Here is a 17,202-nt window from a genome sequence, read left to right as displayed (position 1 = left end):
AGGCATAATAGAAAAAGCCATAATCTTGCTTATAGTTGTTGCAGGAGCTATTTGTGCGTGGTCAGTGCTTACATCAAACCACCTTTTTGTAGGCTAGGTGTGAGAAAATTTATACTCATTTTTATATTTTTGCTCTCACAAAGTTTGGCTTTGGGAGCAAATTTTGTGATAAATAATGATGAAATTATAAGCCAAAAAGTAAGTGTAAAGCTAAATGAGATCGGCAGTGAGCTTTACACAAAAAGCGGTATAAATTTAGTAGTTGGCGTATATAAAGATGGTGAGCTAGAAGCTCTTTTTAAAGAGCAAAACCTTAGCTCACCTTATGCTTTTTTACTGCTTATAAAGGATAAAAAGAAAGTAGAAATTTTTGCCGATGCTAATACTTCAAAACTTTTTAATAAAGAACAAATTTTAAGTGTAAATCCAGAATCAGGAACGATAATTCCTATTTTGGTTTCTAAAAATGGCAAAGATGTCTATAATGCTGCTATATTAAATGGCTACGCTGATATTGCCGAGCAAATCGCATCTAGCTTAAATTTACAGCTTGAAAGTAGTGTTGGAAATTCAAATAAAACTACGTTAAATTTTTTAAGATTTTTCATATATGGCTTGGTTGCATTTTTTATAATTGTTATCTTTTATAAAAAGGTAAAAAATGGATAAAAAAACCTTTTGGCCTTATGCTATCGTGCTTAGTTTCATTGCTATCATTATCGCTTGCGCAGTAACGATCATCATAGCGCTGAAACATCCAGTCGAAATGGATAGCTCTTATATGCAAAGCTACCAAAATGTCGATGAAAACATAACCTTTATCAAAGAGAGTGAAAAACGCTTTGATGAGAAATTTGATCTAAAATTTGAGTCAAATTTTAATGCCCTAAATGCTAAGTTTAAATTTCATCTAACTCCTAAAAAAGGAGAAATTTCAGCTTTGAAATATGAAATTTTACTCACTCGCCCACAGACAAATAAAGAAAATAAAATTTTAAGAGCTTCATGGCAAGAAAATAATCTAGTAAGTGAAGAAACAAGCCTAAAAGAAGGTAGATGGCAACTACTTTTAAGGCTAAGTGACACTAATGATACAAGGTATTATAAATTTGATCTTAATGTCACAAAATGATCTTAAAATCGCAGCTTTGGTATCTAAGAAAGATCTCAAAGCTGAGTTTAAATTTTAATAAACTAATCTTTTGGCTAAATTTAAAACCAAAACACTAAGTTTTTATCAAATAAAACTATAAATCAAATCTCTTTAAATCCAAAATTTAATCCCAAACGCTCGCAAGTGCCGACATATTCTTTAAATTTATAGATTAGTGGATGCCATTTTTGCGTATCTATCTTTTCATCTTTTAGTAAATTTTCATCTACAAAAATGCCTGTAATCTTGCAAGTAACTATGCTAAACCACTCTTTTAACTCTATCTTTTCTACAACCGTTTCTAACTGTATCTTGCACTCTTTTATCCTGACGGTTTTTGCTTTTATGCCAGGCTCTTTGCTGAGATTTGCCACCTTAAATTTGTCGTGCTCGTAGGTGTAGCCAAGATTCTTTTTTTCTTCTGGTACGTTACTATCACCAGTTAGTTTTTCCATTTTTTGCACAGCTTCTAGCAGACTCTCATCACATAAATTTAGTGTGATATCTGAACCATTTTTGATATTTTTAAAGCCTTGATTTTCAATGCCTATGCCAAGCACCATTGTATTTCCTAACGTCCAAGAAGATGAAAGCACCGTGATATCATCGTTCGCGTTTTTATCTTTTGTGGTGGCTAGCAAAACCGGAAAGCCGTAGTAAAAACCTTGTCTGTTTAACTCTTTATGCATTTTTGCTCCTTTTTTTGTGATTGTAGCTTTTGGCTCTTTAAGGCTTAAAATTTTAATGTATTTAGATAAAAATTTAAAGCTTTACCTAAACGTAAAAAGCGCTCTTTTATCAGCATTTAGCTATCATTGCTTAAAAATTTAAGAGAGAAAAATGCATAACTTAAACCAACTTTTTGTCTTTACGAACTCGCGTAAGATTCGTGAATTTAATGCAAGTTTTAATGATGAGCTAATCCCAAAAAGCCTAAGTATCGCTGAGTTTTATAAAAAGATAGTTTATGTAGATGGTAGGTTTGAGATTGATAGCACCTATGCTTTGGTGCTTATGAATAGAGCCTGTGCTAGCGTCAAAAAGGCAAACTCTGTTCTTAAAATTCCAACTGAGTTTTTTGAATTTTTGAAAAATAATGACTATCTTTTTTCATTTTTTAAAGAGCTAGCTATTAGTAAAAAGAGTATCTCTGAGATCAAATTTAACGATATTTACGCTAATTTTGAGGAGCATTTAAACATACTTGAAGCGGTTTTAAAAGAGTATGAGAGCTTGCTTGATAGAGAAAATCTCTACGATGATATAACCTTGCCAAAAATTTATAACATAAATGAAGCTTACATCAAAAGCTTTAGTGAAATTTCACTGCATATAGATGGAATTTTAAGTGAATTTGAGTGGGAAATTTTAGAGAAAATCTCAAAGCTAACTACGCTAAAAATTATCTTTCAAACTAGCGTTTTCAACACAAAGCTAATCAATAAAATAAAGCAAATTTCAGCTATTAGCGAGATTGAAAATTACAAAAAATATGAGCTAAATTTAAAGACAAATGAGCTAATTTGCTTAGAAAATATCAAAAAATTTGAGCCAGTTTTAGAAAAGCGATTTGCCACTAGAAGCCTGCAATGTGCCTACGCTATGGCAAAGGCGAGCGAGTTTGTGCGTGAGGGCATAAAGCCTGAAAACATCGCTGTTATATTGCCAGATGAGAGTTTTAGTGAAATTTTAAGGCTACATGATAGCAATAAAATTTTTAACTACGCTATGGGCGAGAGCTTTAAAAATACAAAATTTTATGAAGCGCTTTTTTACATCACAAGAGCGATAAACGAAGAGGTAAGGCCGATTTTTGATCAAAATAAGTGTGAGAGCTACGAGGAGCTTGGCTTTATCTTGAACACGCTTAGCGTAAGTGAAGAGCTTTTTAATAAATTTAAATCAAGCTACTTTGATCTTTGTGACTTTGCTAAATTTAAAGAGCTAATAGACGAGCTTTTAATGCTTGAAAATGAGCCAAGATGCGAAGAGAAGCTCGCGCTTGAGCTTTTTAGGATTGAGAATTTATGTAGGTATTTTAGCTTTAGCTTAAAGCAGTTAAGTGAAATTTTTTTGCTAAATATATCACGCCTTAGCATCGATGATGTGGGTGGTGGAAAGATCAGTGTCATGGGCATGCTTGAGAGCCGTGGAATGAAATTTGATGGTGTGGTCATAGTTGATTTTAATGATAACTTCATCCCAGCAAGAAGCACAAACGAGATGTTTTTAAACTCGAAAGTGAGGCAAAAAGCAGGACTTATAAGCTACCTTGAGCGTGAAAATTTGCAGAGATTTTACTATGAAAGTCTTATAAACAATGCCAAAAAGGTCGCCATAAGCTGTGTTTTAAACGAAGAGAGTATTCCTTCAAGATTTTTAAAAAATTTCAAAACAATAAAAGATGAGAAATTTAGTGACGAGGCGTATTTAAAATTATTTTTAAAAGGAAGTACAAGCCTAAATTTAAGCGATGATGAGATCATTTTGGAGCATGATTTTTTCACTAAACCGCTATCATTTTCGACACTAAATTTATTTCTAACTTGCCCAAGAAAGTATTATTACGCAAAGATAGCTGGTATAAAAGGAGCAAAAGCAATAGCAACTGAGCCAGGATCTAAGCAAGGAAATAGCGTGCATAAGGCGCTTTATGAATACTATACGAGTGATTTTTATAGACAAAAAAATATATTTGATTTGGCTATTTTTAAAGAAATACTTGCAAAGCAAGATTTTTCTTCGCTTGAGCTTGAGATTTGGTCGCAGAAATTTAAAGAATACGCAGAGTTTGAAAATGAACGTTTAAGTGCTGGCTTTAGAGTGCTTGAGTGTGAAAAAGATATAGAGAGTGATTTTTGTGATGTAAAGATAAAAGGCATTATCGATAGGATCGATGCTAGCCCTGATGGCGAGCCTTTTATACTTGATTATAAAACTGGTGAGGCAAATGCGAACTCACTTCAGCTTGCATTTTATGAAGCACTTTATGGCAGCGAGGTAAAAAGTGCTTATTTTGCTCTAAAGAATGAACCTGTGCTTATTAGCTCAAAAAAAAGTGTAGATGATCTAAGGGCTGAGATAGAAAATCTAAAGAGTATAAATAACACTAAGATAAATTTTGAAAGAAAAAGCGGAGCTTGTAAATTTTGCGAGTATGCCATACTTTGTAGGAGAGAGTTATGAAAGATTTTTTAGCCCTAGAAGCAAGTGCTGGAAGCGGGAAAACATTCGCTTTAAGCGTTCGTTATATCGCTTTGGTGCTTAGAGGCGAAAATATAAATGAGATCATCGCTCTAACCTTTACCAAAAAAGCGGCCAATGAGATGAAAGAGCGCATAATCACAACTTTTTTGGACTTACAAAACAAAAAAGACGAGCTTGATAAGCTTTGCAAAGAGCTTAGTTTGAGCCAAGATGAGGTCATAAAAAGACGCGATGAGAAGCTTGATAGGTTTTTGCAAAGTGAGCTAAAAATTTATACATTTGATGCATTTTTTTCTGGAATCCTAAAGAAATTTAGTCAAAATTTAGGGCTTAGTCCTGATTACAGCGTGCAAGATAGTCTGCAAGATCTGGCGTGGAAAAAATTTGTAAAAGAGGCAAGTAAAGATCAAAAGCTTCTTAGTGAGCTTGCACTCATGATGATAATCTCAAGCCAAAAAGAGGCGAGCTTTTCGCAGACTTTGGCTAAATTTTATGAGAGTTTTGGTGGTGAGCTAAAAGATAGTGGTGCAAGCTATCCAGATGATAGCAAGGTAAGAGCAGCGCAAAAGGAGATAAATGAGCATATAGCCTTGCAAAATGGTGCTAGCGATACGGCCAAAAAGACATTTAGTGAGCAAAATTTATTTGAGCTTTTTAAAAACAAGGTCTTTGAAAGAGAGAGCCTGGATTACCGCACTTTTAGCAAAATTTATACAAGTGAGCTTGATAGGCTCTTTAACGAGCTAAAAGAGGCAGCAAAAGAGTATATTTTAGAGGTTGAAAGGTACAGACTTAGCGGTTTTAGTAAGCTCTTAAATGTTTATAAATACTCAAATTTAGAGCTAAATAAAGAGATAAATGCTTTAAGCTTTGCTGATATAAATAAGCTGGTCTTTAAGCTTTTGGTTGAAAATTTTGATAAAGATGTGCTTTATTTTAGGCTTGATGGCCGCATAAATCACCTTTTGATAGATGAGTTTCAAGATACAAACGTGATCCAATATGAGATCATCTTGCCACTTATCACTGAGATCGTTTCAGGATACGGACAAAACGGGCTTGGAAGCTTCTTTTATGTTGGAGATACGAAGCAGAGTATCTATAAATTTAGGGGCGGTAAAAAAGAGCTTTTCGATAAGCTTGGAGATGATTTTAGTCAGATAGATATAGAAAATTTACCAAGTAACTATCGCAGCTTAAAGGCTTTGGTGAAATTTAATAACGCTATTTTTGAAGAAATTTATCATAGATATGGGCTTAGTTTTGAGCCACAAGAGCCAGCTAAAAAAGATAAGGAGCTAAGCTACAAAGTAAGTGGCGAGTGTCCTTATTTTGAAGCCGAGGAAGATGACTATGGCTACTTGCGTGTGCTAAGCGATGAAGATATAGCGGGTGCAGCAGTTTCGCAAGTAAAAGAGCTACTTGCTGCTGGCGTAAATGCAAGTGAGATAACTGTGCTTTGCTGGAAAAATAGCGACATCAGCCTCATCTCAGAGGTGCTTAGCAGTGAGGAGATAAAAAGCGTAAATGAAGGCACCTTGGAGCTAAAGCGAACGCCGTTTGTTGCAGCGATCATCGAGTATGCAAAATTTTGTCTTTTTGGTGAAGAAATTTATGAAAAAAATGTAAAAGCACTCATAAATACAAATCCTAAAAGGCTAAAAATAAAAGCTGAAGATAGTGCGACAAAAAGCCTATTTTATCTAGCTAAAAATTTATATATAAATATGGCTGATGTTGATATTTTAAGGCTTTTTGAGCTAAGTAGTGGCTACAAAAATTTAAGCGATTTTATCTTTAACCTTGAAAATTTCAGCTCTAAAATCAGTCCAAAAAATGCTGATGGCGTAAAGATAATGACTGTTCATAAGTCAAAAGGGCTCGAGTTTGCTCACGTGATAGTTTGTGATATGATGAGTAAGGGCAGGGGCGATGACTCAAGCTTTATAACCGAATATAGCGAAAAAGGCGAGTGGATAGTAAAAAGCCGAATTTCTGGCAGAGAAAATTTTGACCCTGAGTATGCTGGTGTGTTAGAGCAAATGAGAGAGCTTGAGAAGCAAGAAAATATCAATAAAATTTACGTCGCCTTTACAAGAGCCACAAAGTCGCTTATTATCATTAAACAAGCCGTACCAAGTGGAAATAGTCCTAGCTTTTTTTCTTTTTATACTAGAAGCGACAAGAGCGAAGCAAACGACTATCTTGATCTAAAAGAGTTTAGCTTTGGCAAAATTTTGCCTAGTAAGAGCGAGCAAAAAGAGGCTATAAAAGATGAAAAAATGCCTGAAATTTTAAAGATAGAAAGGCAAGATGTAGAGGCAAGAGAGCAAAAAACGAGCGGTAAAAATTTAGAGGCAATCTATTTTGGTTTAGCGTTTCACTATTTGCTCGAGATGAGTGAAAAATTTGATGAAAATTCGCTTTTAAAAGCTAAAAGTTTAATGCTAAATAAATTTTACAAATTTCTCTCACCTGATAGGCTTGAAGGTGCCTTTAAACGGGCAAAAATGCTAATAAATGAGCCAAAATTTCTAAAGTGTATAAAAGATAAAGAAATTTACAAAGAGCAGCCATTTAAAGTAAAAAACGAACTAAAACAGATGGACTTATTTTGTATTGGAGAGAACGAAATTTGTGTGATTGACTATAAAACGACCGATAAAAATATTGAGGAAAATAAAAAACAAGTTGGAGAATACAAAGAGGCATTAAGTAAATTTTATCCAAAGCATAGTATAATCGCCGTCATCTTCTACGCTCTTGATGGAAAAATTTCATATATTGAAGTTTAAATGCTACTTAATTTAAGCTTTATAAAAGCATTGTTTAAATACAATCACAACTCAAAAATTAACTTGGCAAAGGTAAGAAAATGACAAAAATAACAAAGCCAAACGAAGTTAAACGAGACTGGATCGTTGTTGATGCAGCTGGTAAACGTTTTGGTAGATTGCTAACTGAGGTAGCAACTATACTTCGTGGCAAAAACAAACCATGCTTCACGCCAAACGTAGATTGTGGCGACTATGTTATCATCATAAATGCTTCAAAAGTAGAATTTACTGGTAATAACAAAGCTGAAGATAAACTTTATCACAGACACTCAGGATATTTTGGTAGCGTAAAGAGTGAAAAATTTGGCGATTTGATAGCAAATAAGCCAGAAAAACTATTTAAATTAGCTGTTCGTGGAATGCTTCCAAAAACTAAACTCGGAAGAGAGATGATAAAAAAACTAAAAGTTTATGCTGGCAGTGAGCATCCTCATACGGCACAAATAGCTAAAAAAGAAGGAAAATAATTATGGCAAAAGTTTATGCAACTGGTAAAAGAAAAACTGCCGTAGCGAAGGTTTGGATAAAAGCTGGAAGCGGTAAAATCGTAGTAAATGGTATGGATCTTAATACTTGGCTTGGTGGACATGAAGCTATAAAGCTTAAAGTAATTCAGCCACTTCTAGTTACTAAACAAGAGAGTTTAATAGATGTAGTAGCTACAACTTTAGGTGGTGGTTATTCAGCACAAGCAGAGGCTTTAAGACACGGTATTTCACGTGCTTTAGCTGATATGGATGCTGATTTTAGAGCAGCACTTAAACCAAAAGGCTTATTAACTAGAGATTCTCGTGTTGTTGAACGTAAGAAATTTGGTAGAAGAAAGGCAAGAAGAAGCCCACAATTCTCTAAACGTTAATGAGTTTTTGCAAGTGCTTTTGCATTTGCAAAATTTAAGTTGTGTAAATTTCAAATTTACATTGTTAATTAAATTATGATTTAGAGTCGGTTAAATTTTATTCAGTTAAAATGTAACCACTTTAAAATAAATCCTAAGAAAGGAATTCTAAATATGAAAAAGATTGCTTTAGCTATGGTTGCCGCAACAGCGGTTTTTGCGTCTAACGCAGCATATAATTATGAAGTTACTCCAACTATTGGTGGTGTTCACCCAGAGGGAAATCTACGTGTAAAAGACCATAACTTCGTTGGTGTTAGAGCTGCTAGAAATCTTGAAGATTTTTTCTTTGATCAAGTAGAACTTGGTGTTGATTACACTCAAAAAGCAAAAGAAAAAACAGGTAGCTTAACAAGAGAAGGAAGAGTTCTTAGATATCATGCAAATCTTGTAAAAGATATAGTTGATTTTGGACCAGTTAGTCTATATGGCTTAGTTGGTGCTGGATATGAAGATGTTCCAGCTATTTTTGTTAAAAATGAAGATGGCGGTTTTGGCCAATATGGTTTTGGTTTAAGATATCAAGTAACTGATAGATTTGCTCTTAAAGCAGAAGCAAGAGACGCTATCAAATTTGAACATGCTGATCATAACCTATTCTATTCACTAGGCTTTGGTATCGGTCTTGACTCAAAAGCAGCTCCAGTTGTGGCAGCAGCTCCAGTTGCAGCAGCAACTCCAGCAGCAACTCCAGTTCTTGATGATGATAATGATGGCGTGCCAAATGATATAGATCAATGCCCTAACACTCCAGCTGGCGTGGTTGTTGACGAAAGAGGATGCGAGAAAGTTATCGTTCTTAGAGACCTAGATGTTAACTTTGCATTTGATAGCTATAAAGTCGGACCAAAATATGCAGCTGAGATCAAAAAAGTAGCTGACTTTATGGGCGAACACCCAGATTATAAAGTTGTACTTGCTGGTCACACTGATAGTGTAGGCGCAGAAGCTTATAACCAAAAACTATCTGAAAAAAGAGCAAAGGCAGTAGCTGATGTTCTTGCTGGCTATGGCGTAAGCGAGGATAAAATTTCAACAGTTGGCTACGGTGAGCTTAAACCAATTGCTACAAATAAAACTAAAGAAGGTCGCGCGCAAAATAGACGCGTTGAAGCTACTTTCAATAAATAATCTTATTATTTAAAGTTACTTCTTTTTGGGGCTTAGCTTCGGCTAGGCCCTTTTTTATTTCTACGGAGAAAATGATGAAAAAAACCATACTTTTTGATTTAGACGGTACGCTTATTGATTCAACTTCTGCTATTTTAAAAGGATTTGATAAAGCTTTCTTATCCCATGGTAAAAAAGAGCCAGACCATAATGCATTAAAGTCTTTGGTTGGTCATCCGCTTGAAATAATGTTTGAAAGACTTGGTGCAAGCAAAAATTTAATTGATAGCTATATAAAAGAGTATAAAGCTTGCTACGAAAAAATTTACCTTGATGAGACGGTACTCTTAGATTATGCAAGTGAAGCATTGAAGGAAGCAAGTAGCTTTGCTGATGTTGGTATAGTTACTACGAAAACTTCAAAATTTTCTATTATCTTGCTTGAGCATTTAGGGGTTATGAAATATATAAAAACTGTTATTGGAAGAGACGATGTTACTAATCCAAAACCAAATCCAGAGCCAATAAATTTGGCTTTAACTAGACTTAATAAAGATAAAAATAATGCATTTATGGTAGGTGATACCATTATGGATTTAATGGCCGCACAAGCTGCTTTTGTTACAGGTGTGGGTCTAACTTGTGGATATGGTCAAAAGAGTGATTTGGAGAAATTTAGTAAACATATTTTCTCAAACCCATTTGAAGCCGTTAGCTTTATAAAAGAGGTTTAATAATCTAATATTCCTAAACTGCTTATATTTTAAATTAAATTCAACATAACGTTTAGCTTGCTTAGCTATAAAATTTACTCCAAAATCTTTTTAAAATATTTTAAATATCTAAATTACTCTAAATAAATTTGCTTTAAAAGCCTACTTTCATAGTAAATCTATCTTATTTAAAATATGAAAATTTGTCTAAAAATTAGCTAACTTCTAGGAGATCATAGATTTAAGACCCTAGCCACCTTTAGAGCGCTTGCAAATGCAAAATGTAAGTTATATCCGCCAAGCATGCCAGTGATGTCTAAGACTTCACCAATAAAATAAAGCCCCTTAACGTTAGAAGCTTGTAAATTTTTATCTAAAAATTCACTCTTTATGCCGCCTTTTGTAGCTTCCGCTCTTTCAAAGCCAAATGTCCCAGCTGGGGCAAATTCATAAGCAAAAAGTCTTTTTATGATTTGTCTCTCTTTATCGCTAAATTCATAAAAAGCTCTATCTTTTAAGCCAAAATTTTTTAAAAACTCTAGCACAAATCTCTTTGGTAAGGGCAAAACCGAGCTAAGTTGCTTTTTGCCATTTATTAAATTTTTCTCACTAAATTTGGGCAAAAAATTTATACAAATTCGACCCTTTTGCCAAAATAGAGAGGCGTTTAGTATTGCCGGTCCGCTTATGCCCCTATGCGTAAAAAGTAGATTGCCACTAAATTTATGACTCTCGTTTTTGCTATTTATCTTTACGTCTGCGTTTAGGCTGACGCCACTAAGCTCTTTAAACCAAAACTCATCTTTTTGTACGCTAAATCCGACAAGTGCAGGCGCAAGAGCTGATATTTTAATGCCAAAATTATTTGCTATTTTATAGCCAATGTCACTTGCGCCAAGGGCTTTATAGCTTAGTCCGCCACTTGCGATGACTAAATTTCTAGCTCTAAATTTCTCATCTTTTGTCAAAATTTCAAAAATTTCATCTACTTTTTTAGCGCCAAGAACCTCTTTATTGTAAAAAATATCTGCATTTTGTCCTTTTAAAAGTACGCTCAAGACGCTTTTTGCACCGCTATCACAGAAAAATTGATTTTGCTTTTGCTCACTAAATTTAAGCTCGCTAAAAAATTTTAAAACTTGATCTGGAGTCAGCACTTTTAAAATTTGCTCTATAAATTTTTGCTCACCAAGGTAGTTTTTAGCGCTTATGAAGCGGTTTGTGATGTTGCATCTGCCTCCACCGCTTGCTAGGATCTTTTTGCCAGCACTACTATTTTTTTCTAAGATGGCAACCTTTTTACCATTTAAATTTGCTCCTAAAAATAGTCCGCTAGCACCGGCGCCAATGATGATGACGTCGTAGATCAAAACTTCAAACTCTCTTTTAAAGTTGCCTCGCTTATTAGGCGAGAGTCAAATTTTATCACTTGATTTTTCTCGTTTTTGTAATAATCGACTACACCTTTTTGGCTATTTAGTAACTCTAAATTTAAGCTTACTTCAGGGCTTAGATAGATATTTTTAAAAATTCTTGGATCGCTCAGGCTAAAGAGTAAAATAAGCCATACCACGCAAAGTACCACACAGATGATGGCGAGTACTTTAAAGCCAAAAGCATGCAAGATGTATCCACCAAACGCACCTCCAACAAAGCTTCCTAAATAACCAAATGAATTAAACACACCAAGGGCTGAGCCTTTTTGTGAGGATTTTACAAATTTTGTTGCAGTTGATTGCATGATGGGCTCGTGAAGGTTAAATCCTATGAAAAATATAGCGACTCCTAAAACGAAGATAAAAAGCGTAAAACTAATGGCAAAAATAGTGTAGGTTAGGGCAAAAAGCAGCGTACCAGCTATCAAGATGACCTTGCTAAGTCCCTTGCCATCGCCTAGCGCGCCAGCTAACCCCATAGCCAAAAAGCCAAGCACAGCGCCAAGCGTATAGACCTTGTAAAGCTCGCCACTTTCATAGCCATACTCTTTTACTAAAACGATAGGGATCACCAAAAATGCGATGCTTGCTAGCATCTTTTGCATAAAAGAGGTGAAATTTATGATCATATAGTCTTTTTGCAAAAATAGCTTACCAAATGGCACTTTTTCACTTTTAGCACTCACTTTTATCTCTTTTGGCACAACGGTGTAAAGAAGTACAATGCAAAGTAGGCTAAGAGCGGCACTTAGGTAAAAGAGGCTTGAAAGCCCATAGTCTTTGGCAAGAAGCGGCCCAAGTACCATAGAAAGCGTGAAACTAAGCCCTATAAAAGCACCCATTATCGCCATGGCTTTTGAGCGTTTTTCTTCTGTTATATAGTCACTTATCATCGCAGTTGCAACTGCTCCGATAGCACCTACGCCTTGTAAAAATCTACCAAATAGCATGGTAAAAATATCGCTTGTAAGTGCACAAATTATTGAGCCTATGATAAAAACTAAAAGTCCGATCGTTAATGTTTTTTTACGTCCTATCCTATCCGAGAGCGCTCCAAAAGGCACTTGAAATATCATCTGTGAGATCGCATAGACGCCTACTATTAGCCCTACTAAAAACTCGTTTGCTCCGTGTAAATTCAAGGCATAAAGGCTAAGCACCGGCAAAACTATAAAAAGACCTAAAAATCTGCTTGCTATGATAAAAGATAGTGGTAAAACGCTTTTTAACATAAAATTTTCCTTATTTTTAAAAGGACTAAGTTTATCATTTTAACGCTAATTTAAATTTAAAAATTTAATCTACTTTTTTGTAAAATACGCCCAAAAATCAAGGAGCTCTTGCAATGAAGATCGTGCTTGCGACGTCAAATTTAGACAAAGTAAAAGAGATAAAAGAATTTTTAAAAGGCTATGAAATTTACGCTCTAAGCGAGGTTGTAAAGCCATTTGAGATCGTTGAAGATGGCAGCACTTTTCAACAAAATGCACTCATAAAGTCAAGAGCCGTCTTTGCAAAGCTTAAAGAGCAAGGGCTTGATAGTGAGTTTATCGCTCTTAGCGATGATAGTGGCATTAGCGTGGATGCACTTGGCGGCGAGCCGGGGATCTACTCAGCTCGCTACTTTGACCTTGATGAAAATGGCAAAGTATGCGGTAAAAACGCAAATGACGCAAACAACAGAGCAAAGTTAATTAGCAAGCTAAAGGCGCTAAATTTAAAGAGCTCACCAGCTCATTACACCGCCTGTATCGCTATTAGCTCGAAATTTGGTGATTACACGACGCATGGCTTTATGTATGGCGAGGCGATTAGCCAGGAGCGTGGCACAAACGGCTTTGGCTATGACGCACTTTTTATCCCAGATGGCTTTACTAAGACGCTTGGCGAGCTAGATAATGAGACGAAGCTTAAAATTTCTCACCGCTCAAAGGGGCTTGAGCTTGCAAATTTCGTGCTAAAAAGTCTAAAGAAAAACTTTAGTTAAGCTCTTTTAGTCCTTTGTTGGCTCGCTCTAAAAGATCCCGTGCGCGAGGATTTTGCTCTTTTCCATTTAAAATTTCAAGCACTTTTTTGTAGTTTTTGGCGGCTTCGTCCTTTTGCTTAAGCTTTGCTAAGTCGTTAGCAAGCTCTACTAAAAGCTCTGATCGCACAAGCTCGTTGTTGCTTAACTCTGGCGTGATATCAAGTAAATTTAGCGCTAGAAGGTGGTTTTCATGGGCTTTGTCAAAGTCGTTTTTTAGGTAGTAGGTGCTAGCGATGCCTTTTATACAGATGAGTTCGTCTTTCATTGGGGCATTTGGCGCGTTGTCATAAATTTTTAGAGCTTCTTGAAAATTAGCAAGTGCTTCGTCGTATCTGCCTAGCGCCTTTTGTGCCGCACCTAGGCTGTGATAAGAGCGAGCTAGTAGCAGCTCGCCGCTAACATTTGCCGCAAGCTCTAGGGCTCTTTGTGAGAGCTCTAACGCCTTTTGTGGCTCTTTATTTACCATGCAAATGCTAGCGCTATTTGTGAGCGAAGTGATCGCCTGCTTGGTGTTGCCCTCTTTTAAACAGACATCAGTCGCTTGCTCGGCTAAATTTATGGCTCTCTCCAAATTTCTATCGCTTTTATAAAACTCCCTCACACTCTCTTGTATTAGCTCGTTACAGCTACTCGCAAAGAGGCAAATAGGCGCTAAAAATGGTAAAATTTTCTTCATCTTTTTACCTTTAAATTTTTGCCTTATTTTACCTTTCAAAGCGAGAAATTTATATTAACTTCGCTAAAATCACTAAAATTTAAAGGAGCCAAAATGTCAAATATCTTAATCATAGGCGCGGGCGGTGTGAGCCAAGTCGCGACCGTAAAATGTGCGATGAACGCGGACGTTTTTAGCAAGATCACCCTTGCAAGCCGCACCAAAAGCAAGTGCGACGCGATCGCTAAATTTATAAAAGACCGCCTAGGCGTGCAAATTGACACCGCCCAGATCGATGCGGACGATACCGATGCCGTAGTCGCTCTCATCAAAAAAACGGGTGCCGATTTGCTTTTAAATGTCGCGCTGCCGTATCAAGACCTAACCCTCATGGACGCGTGCTCTCGCACCGGCATCCCATACATCGACACCGCAAACTACGAGCACCCCGACACAGCTAAATTTGAATACAAGCTGCAGTGGGCGAAGGACGGCGAGTTTAAAGCTGCAAACACGATGGCGCTGCTGGGAAGCGGCTTTGATCCGGGAGTGACGAACGTATTTTGTGCCTACGCACAGCAAAATCTCTTTGACGAGATCCATGAGATCGACATCTTAGACTGCAACGCGGGCGATCACGGATATCCGTTTGCGACGAATTTCAACCCAGAAATCAACCTGCGCGAAGTGAGCGCAAAAGGCCGCTATTGGGAGCGCGGCGAGTGGAAAGAGACCGAGCCGATGCAGATTTCGTTCAAATGGGACTACCCCAAAGTAGGCGTCAAAGATAGCTACCTGCTCTACCACGAGGAGCTTGAAAGCCTCGTTAAAAACATCAAAGGGCTGAAGCGAATCCGCTTTTTTATGACATTCGGACAGAGCTACCTAACTCACATGAAATGCCTAGAAAACGTCGGCATGCTACGCATCGACGAGGTAGAACACAACGGCGTAAAAATCGTGCCGATACAGTTTCTAAAAACTCTACTGCCGGATCCTGCGTCACTAGGCCCTCGCACGAAGGGTAAAACCAACATCGGCTGCGTGATCCGCGGGCTCAAAGACGGCAAAGAGCGCCAAGTCTACATCTACAACGTCTGCGACCACGAGGCTTGCTACGCCGAAACAGGCGCGCAGGCGGTGAGCTACACGACGGGCGTGCCTGCGATGATCGGCTCGATGATGGTCGCAAAGGGCATCTGGAGCGGCAAGGGCGTCTTTAACATGGAAAATTTCGACGCCAAACCTTTCATGGATGAGCTAAATAAGCAGGGCTTGCCGTGGGAGATAATCGAAATGAAGCCAGGCGAGAGGTATGAAGTAAACTAAAATTTTAGGCGATTTTCGCCTAAAATTTTAGTTTTTATCGTAATTTCTTTTATTGCGTTTAAAAGCTTGATGGATTTGACAGTACTTTTATCGGAATTTATACTCTCAAAAATTCTGATAAACTTATTTATCAAATTTTCACAACTGGAACATATCAAAAAGTTACTATTTAAACAACTTACAACGCCAAAGCAAAATTCCCAGTCATTTAGTATTAATTGTTTTAATTTTTCATCGTCTACTTTTTCAAGTGCCTCAAGCTCCAATTCGTTTCCACTCTTTAAAAGAGTCAAAATTCCCTCTTTTGTACTAATTTTTGAACGATCAGACATATCCCTCAAGTTATCATCATACTCTATTAATATAGGGTCAAATTCTAAAATTTTATCTATATCAGGATTATACGGCAAAATGGTATTGTAACTATTATTTTCCAATATACTCTTCAATATATTAATGGCAAAATTATGATATTCATCAGCTTGTGTCGGATTTCGTTCTTTGATAAACTCTATATAAAAAATAAAGTTACTCACCCCTAAAACATATACCATATCAATATTGTCAGCAAGAAAATCTCTTATTTTATTGCAATATTCTCCATCATGCAATTTAAAGTCGTATTGCAATCTATGCATATATCCGTTCAATTCTTTAAGCTTATCTTCTTTAAATTTTACGACATTAACAATATCTCTAATCTTTTTGTCATCTGTTATGGATTTTGCTATATAGCTTACAACTTCATCTCTTATGTGGTTTGGCTCAAGGTAATTTATATGCGCATATTCTATAATCTCATCAAACTCTTTATTTTTCTCGTTATCTTTAAGATTGTTAGTAAAGTACTTAAAAGAATATTTATTAAGCTCTTTAAAATCTATATTTAATTTCAAAGCATTTATAGTGGCTATTTCCATAATGTCATTTACTAAAATTTGCTCGGTATATTTAAAATCTTTTAAATCTTTTTCTAAAAAGCCAAAGTCATTAAGTGCAGTTACTACTCGTTTCATAACTCTAATATTGTTTATATTGTGTTTTTTAAAATATTCGAATGGATAATCCTTAAAAACCTTAAGTTTGTCTTCTATAATTTTATATGTATTTTCCACGGTAGGATTATAGTTAAATTCATAATCTACGATTTTATCTTTATATCTTTTTATATCATCTAACTTTAGTTCGTCAGCATTAAAAATCATAACTATATGACAGTTTTTCTGTTCTTTTAGTTCTGATATTAATCCAAATACATCTTTTATGCTTAATTTATTTGATAATCTTTCAAAATCATCAAAACAAATTACGATATTTTCGAAATCCTTCTTTTCAAAAAGCGATATACATCCTATAATTGCTGATCCAAAATTCGACGCAAATTTATCTATAATTTTATCAATATTAGATTTTTTAAATTTGTCTAAAAAATTAGATACCATCTTATATTTTTTATATGTTTGCAATATAATCTCTTGTGTTATCTGACTGATACTATCCTTGCCGAATAAAGAAATATATACGAAACTTTTATTTAACTCTTTTGAATTGTCTTCTACAAATTTATACCAAAAGTAAGTTTTCCCAACGCCCCATTTGCCATTTATCGTAGTGCAAACAGCACTTTCATCTTTAAAAATCTGAATGAGTTTTTCTTTTATTTTATCTATTTCATTTTTTTGCATTGTTAATTGCCTCAAATTTCTGCTTTAAAATTTTAAAAATCTCGTGCTTTGAGAGTTCGTATTTGTCGTATATCACGGCGTCATCGTCGCCGATAGGCTACATGAGACCATATGCTAGCCTGCCTTCTTTTTTTAAATTTTATATTAAAAATG

At 35.7% G+C, this 17,202-nt stretch carries 15 protein-coding genes; 10 read left to right on the top strand and 5 right to left on the bottom strand.

The genetic code is table 11. The annotated features are described in order from the left end of the window. The first annotated feature begins 99 nt into the window (after positions 1-99). Entirely contained in the window at positions 100-669 is a 570-nt protein-coding gene (locus CVS95_RS03455) for a hypothetical protein (protein ID WP_107695578.1), read from the top strand. Further along, positions 662-1,132, top strand: a complete 471-nt coding sequence (locus CVS95_RS03450) for a FixH family protein (protein WP_107695577.1) — start codon at positions 662-664, stop codon at positions 1,130-1,132. The genes CVS95_RS03455 and CVS95_RS03450 overlap by 8 nt, the downstream gene beginning before the upstream one ends. A gap of 122 nt (positions 1,133-1,254) precedes the next feature. On the opposite strand, the gene CVS95_RS03445 is transcribed toward CVS95_RS03450, so the two are convergent. Continuing rightward, positions 1,255-1,842 (bottom strand): flavin reductase, encoded by a 588-nt coding sequence (locus CVS95_RS03445; RefSeq protein WP_107695576.1) that lies wholly within the window; start codon positions 1,840-1,842, stop codon positions 1,255-1,257. Positions 1,843-1,993: 151 nt separating this feature from the next. Between CVS95_RS03445 and CVS95_RS03440 the strand changes: the two genes are divergently transcribed. The 6 genes from CVS95_RS03440 (at position 1,994) to CVS95_RS03415 (ending at position 9,939) form a co-directional block, all read left to right on the top strand. Beyond that, positions 1,994-4,339: a PD-(D/E)XK nuclease family protein gene (locus CVS95_RS03440; RefSeq protein ID WP_107695575.1), complete on the top strand. Its 2,346-nt coding sequence runs from the start codon at positions 1,994-1,996 to the stop codon at positions 4,337-4,339. Further along, the gene (locus CVS95_RS03435; RefSeq protein WP_107695574.1) at positions 4,336-7,155 is read left to right on the top strand and encodes a RecB-like helicase; all 2,820 of its coding nucleotides are present in this window, start codon (positions 4,336-4,338) and stop codon (positions 7,153-7,155) included. Before CVS95_RS03440 ends, CVS95_RS03435 begins: the two co-directional genes overlap by 4 nt. 80 nt (positions 7,156-7,235) lie before the next feature. Then, positions 7,236-7,664 (top strand): 50S ribosomal protein L13, encoded by a 429-nt coding sequence (gene rplM / locus CVS95_RS03430; protein WP_002939292.1) that lies wholly within the window; start codon positions 7,236-7,238, stop codon positions 7,662-7,664. 2 nt (positions 7,665-7,666) lie between these two features. Continuing rightward, positions 7,667-8,056 (top strand): 30S ribosomal protein S9, encoded by a 390-nt coding sequence (gene rpsI / locus CVS95_RS03425; protein ID WP_021084780.1) that lies wholly within the window; start codon positions 7,667-7,669, stop codon positions 8,054-8,056. Positions 8,057-8,209: 153 nt separating this feature from the next. Continuing rightward, a complete protein-coding gene (locus tag CVS95_RS03420) occupies positions 8,210-9,226 on the top strand; it encodes an OmpA family protein (protein ID WP_084041636.1) in 1,017 nt (338 codons plus the stop codon). A gap of 74 nt (positions 9,227-9,300) precedes the next feature. Then, the gene (locus tag CVS95_RS03415) at positions 9,301-9,939 is read left to right on the top strand and encodes an HAD family hydrolase (RefSeq protein ID WP_107695573.1); all 639 of its coding nucleotides are present in this window, start codon (positions 9,301-9,303) and stop codon (positions 9,937-9,939) included. Positions 9,940-10,151: 212 nt separating this feature from the next. Here the strand turns inward: CVS95_RS03415 and CVS95_RS03410 are convergent, their stop codons facing one another. Beyond that, positions 10,152-11,288: an NAD(P)/FAD-dependent oxidoreductase gene (locus CVS95_RS03410; protein WP_107695572.1), complete on the bottom strand. Its 1,137-nt coding sequence runs from the start codon at positions 11,286-11,288 to the stop codon at positions 10,152-10,154. After that, on the bottom strand, positions 11,285-12,586 hold the full coding sequence (locus CVS95_RS03405; protein ID WP_107695571.1) for an MFS transporter: 1,302 nt from the start codon (positions 12,584-12,586) through the stop codon (positions 11,285-11,287). The genes CVS95_RS03410 and CVS95_RS03405 overlap by 4 nt, the downstream gene beginning before the upstream one ends. A gap of 113 nt (positions 12,587-12,699) precedes the next feature. Here CVS95_RS03405 and CVS95_RS03400 point away from each other — a divergent pair, with 113 nt between their 5' ends. Then, positions 12,700-13,341: a non-canonical purine NTP pyrophosphatase gene (locus tag CVS95_RS03400; RefSeq protein WP_107695570.1), complete on the top strand. Its 642-nt coding sequence runs from the start codon at positions 12,700-12,702 to the stop codon at positions 13,339-13,341. Here CVS95_RS03400 and CVS95_RS03395 read toward each other — a convergent pair. Next, entirely contained in the window at positions 13,334-14,056 is a 723-nt protein-coding gene (locus tag CVS95_RS03395) for a tetratricopeptide repeat protein (protein ID WP_107695569.1), read from the bottom strand. The genes CVS95_RS03400 and CVS95_RS03395 overlap by 8 nt on opposite strands. Before the next feature lie 93 nt (positions 14,057-14,149). Between CVS95_RS03395 and CVS95_RS03390 the strand changes: the two genes are divergently transcribed. Then, positions 14,150-15,364 (top strand): saccharopine dehydrogenase family protein, encoded by a 1,215-nt coding sequence (locus CVS95_RS03390; protein WP_107695568.1) that lies wholly within the window; start codon positions 14,150-14,152, stop codon positions 15,362-15,364. Here the strand turns inward: CVS95_RS03390 and CVS95_RS03385 are convergent. Then, positions 15,361-17,049: a hypothetical protein gene (locus CVS95_RS03385; RefSeq protein ID WP_107695567.1), complete on the bottom strand. Its 1,689-nt coding sequence runs from the start codon at positions 17,047-17,049 to the stop codon at positions 15,361-15,363. The genes CVS95_RS03390 and CVS95_RS03385 overlap by 4 nt on opposite strands. Positions 17,050-17,202: the final 153 nt, after the last annotated feature.

The sequence above is a fragment of the Campylobacter concisus genome (assembly GCF_003048905.1).
In the GTDB taxonomy this organism is placed as follows: domain Bacteria; phylum Campylobacterota; class Campylobacteria; order Campylobacterales; family Campylobacteraceae; genus Campylobacter_A; species Campylobacter_A concisus_V.
Note: the sequence above shows the minus strand (reverse complement) of the source record. Positions and strands in the feature narration are given on the sequence as shown.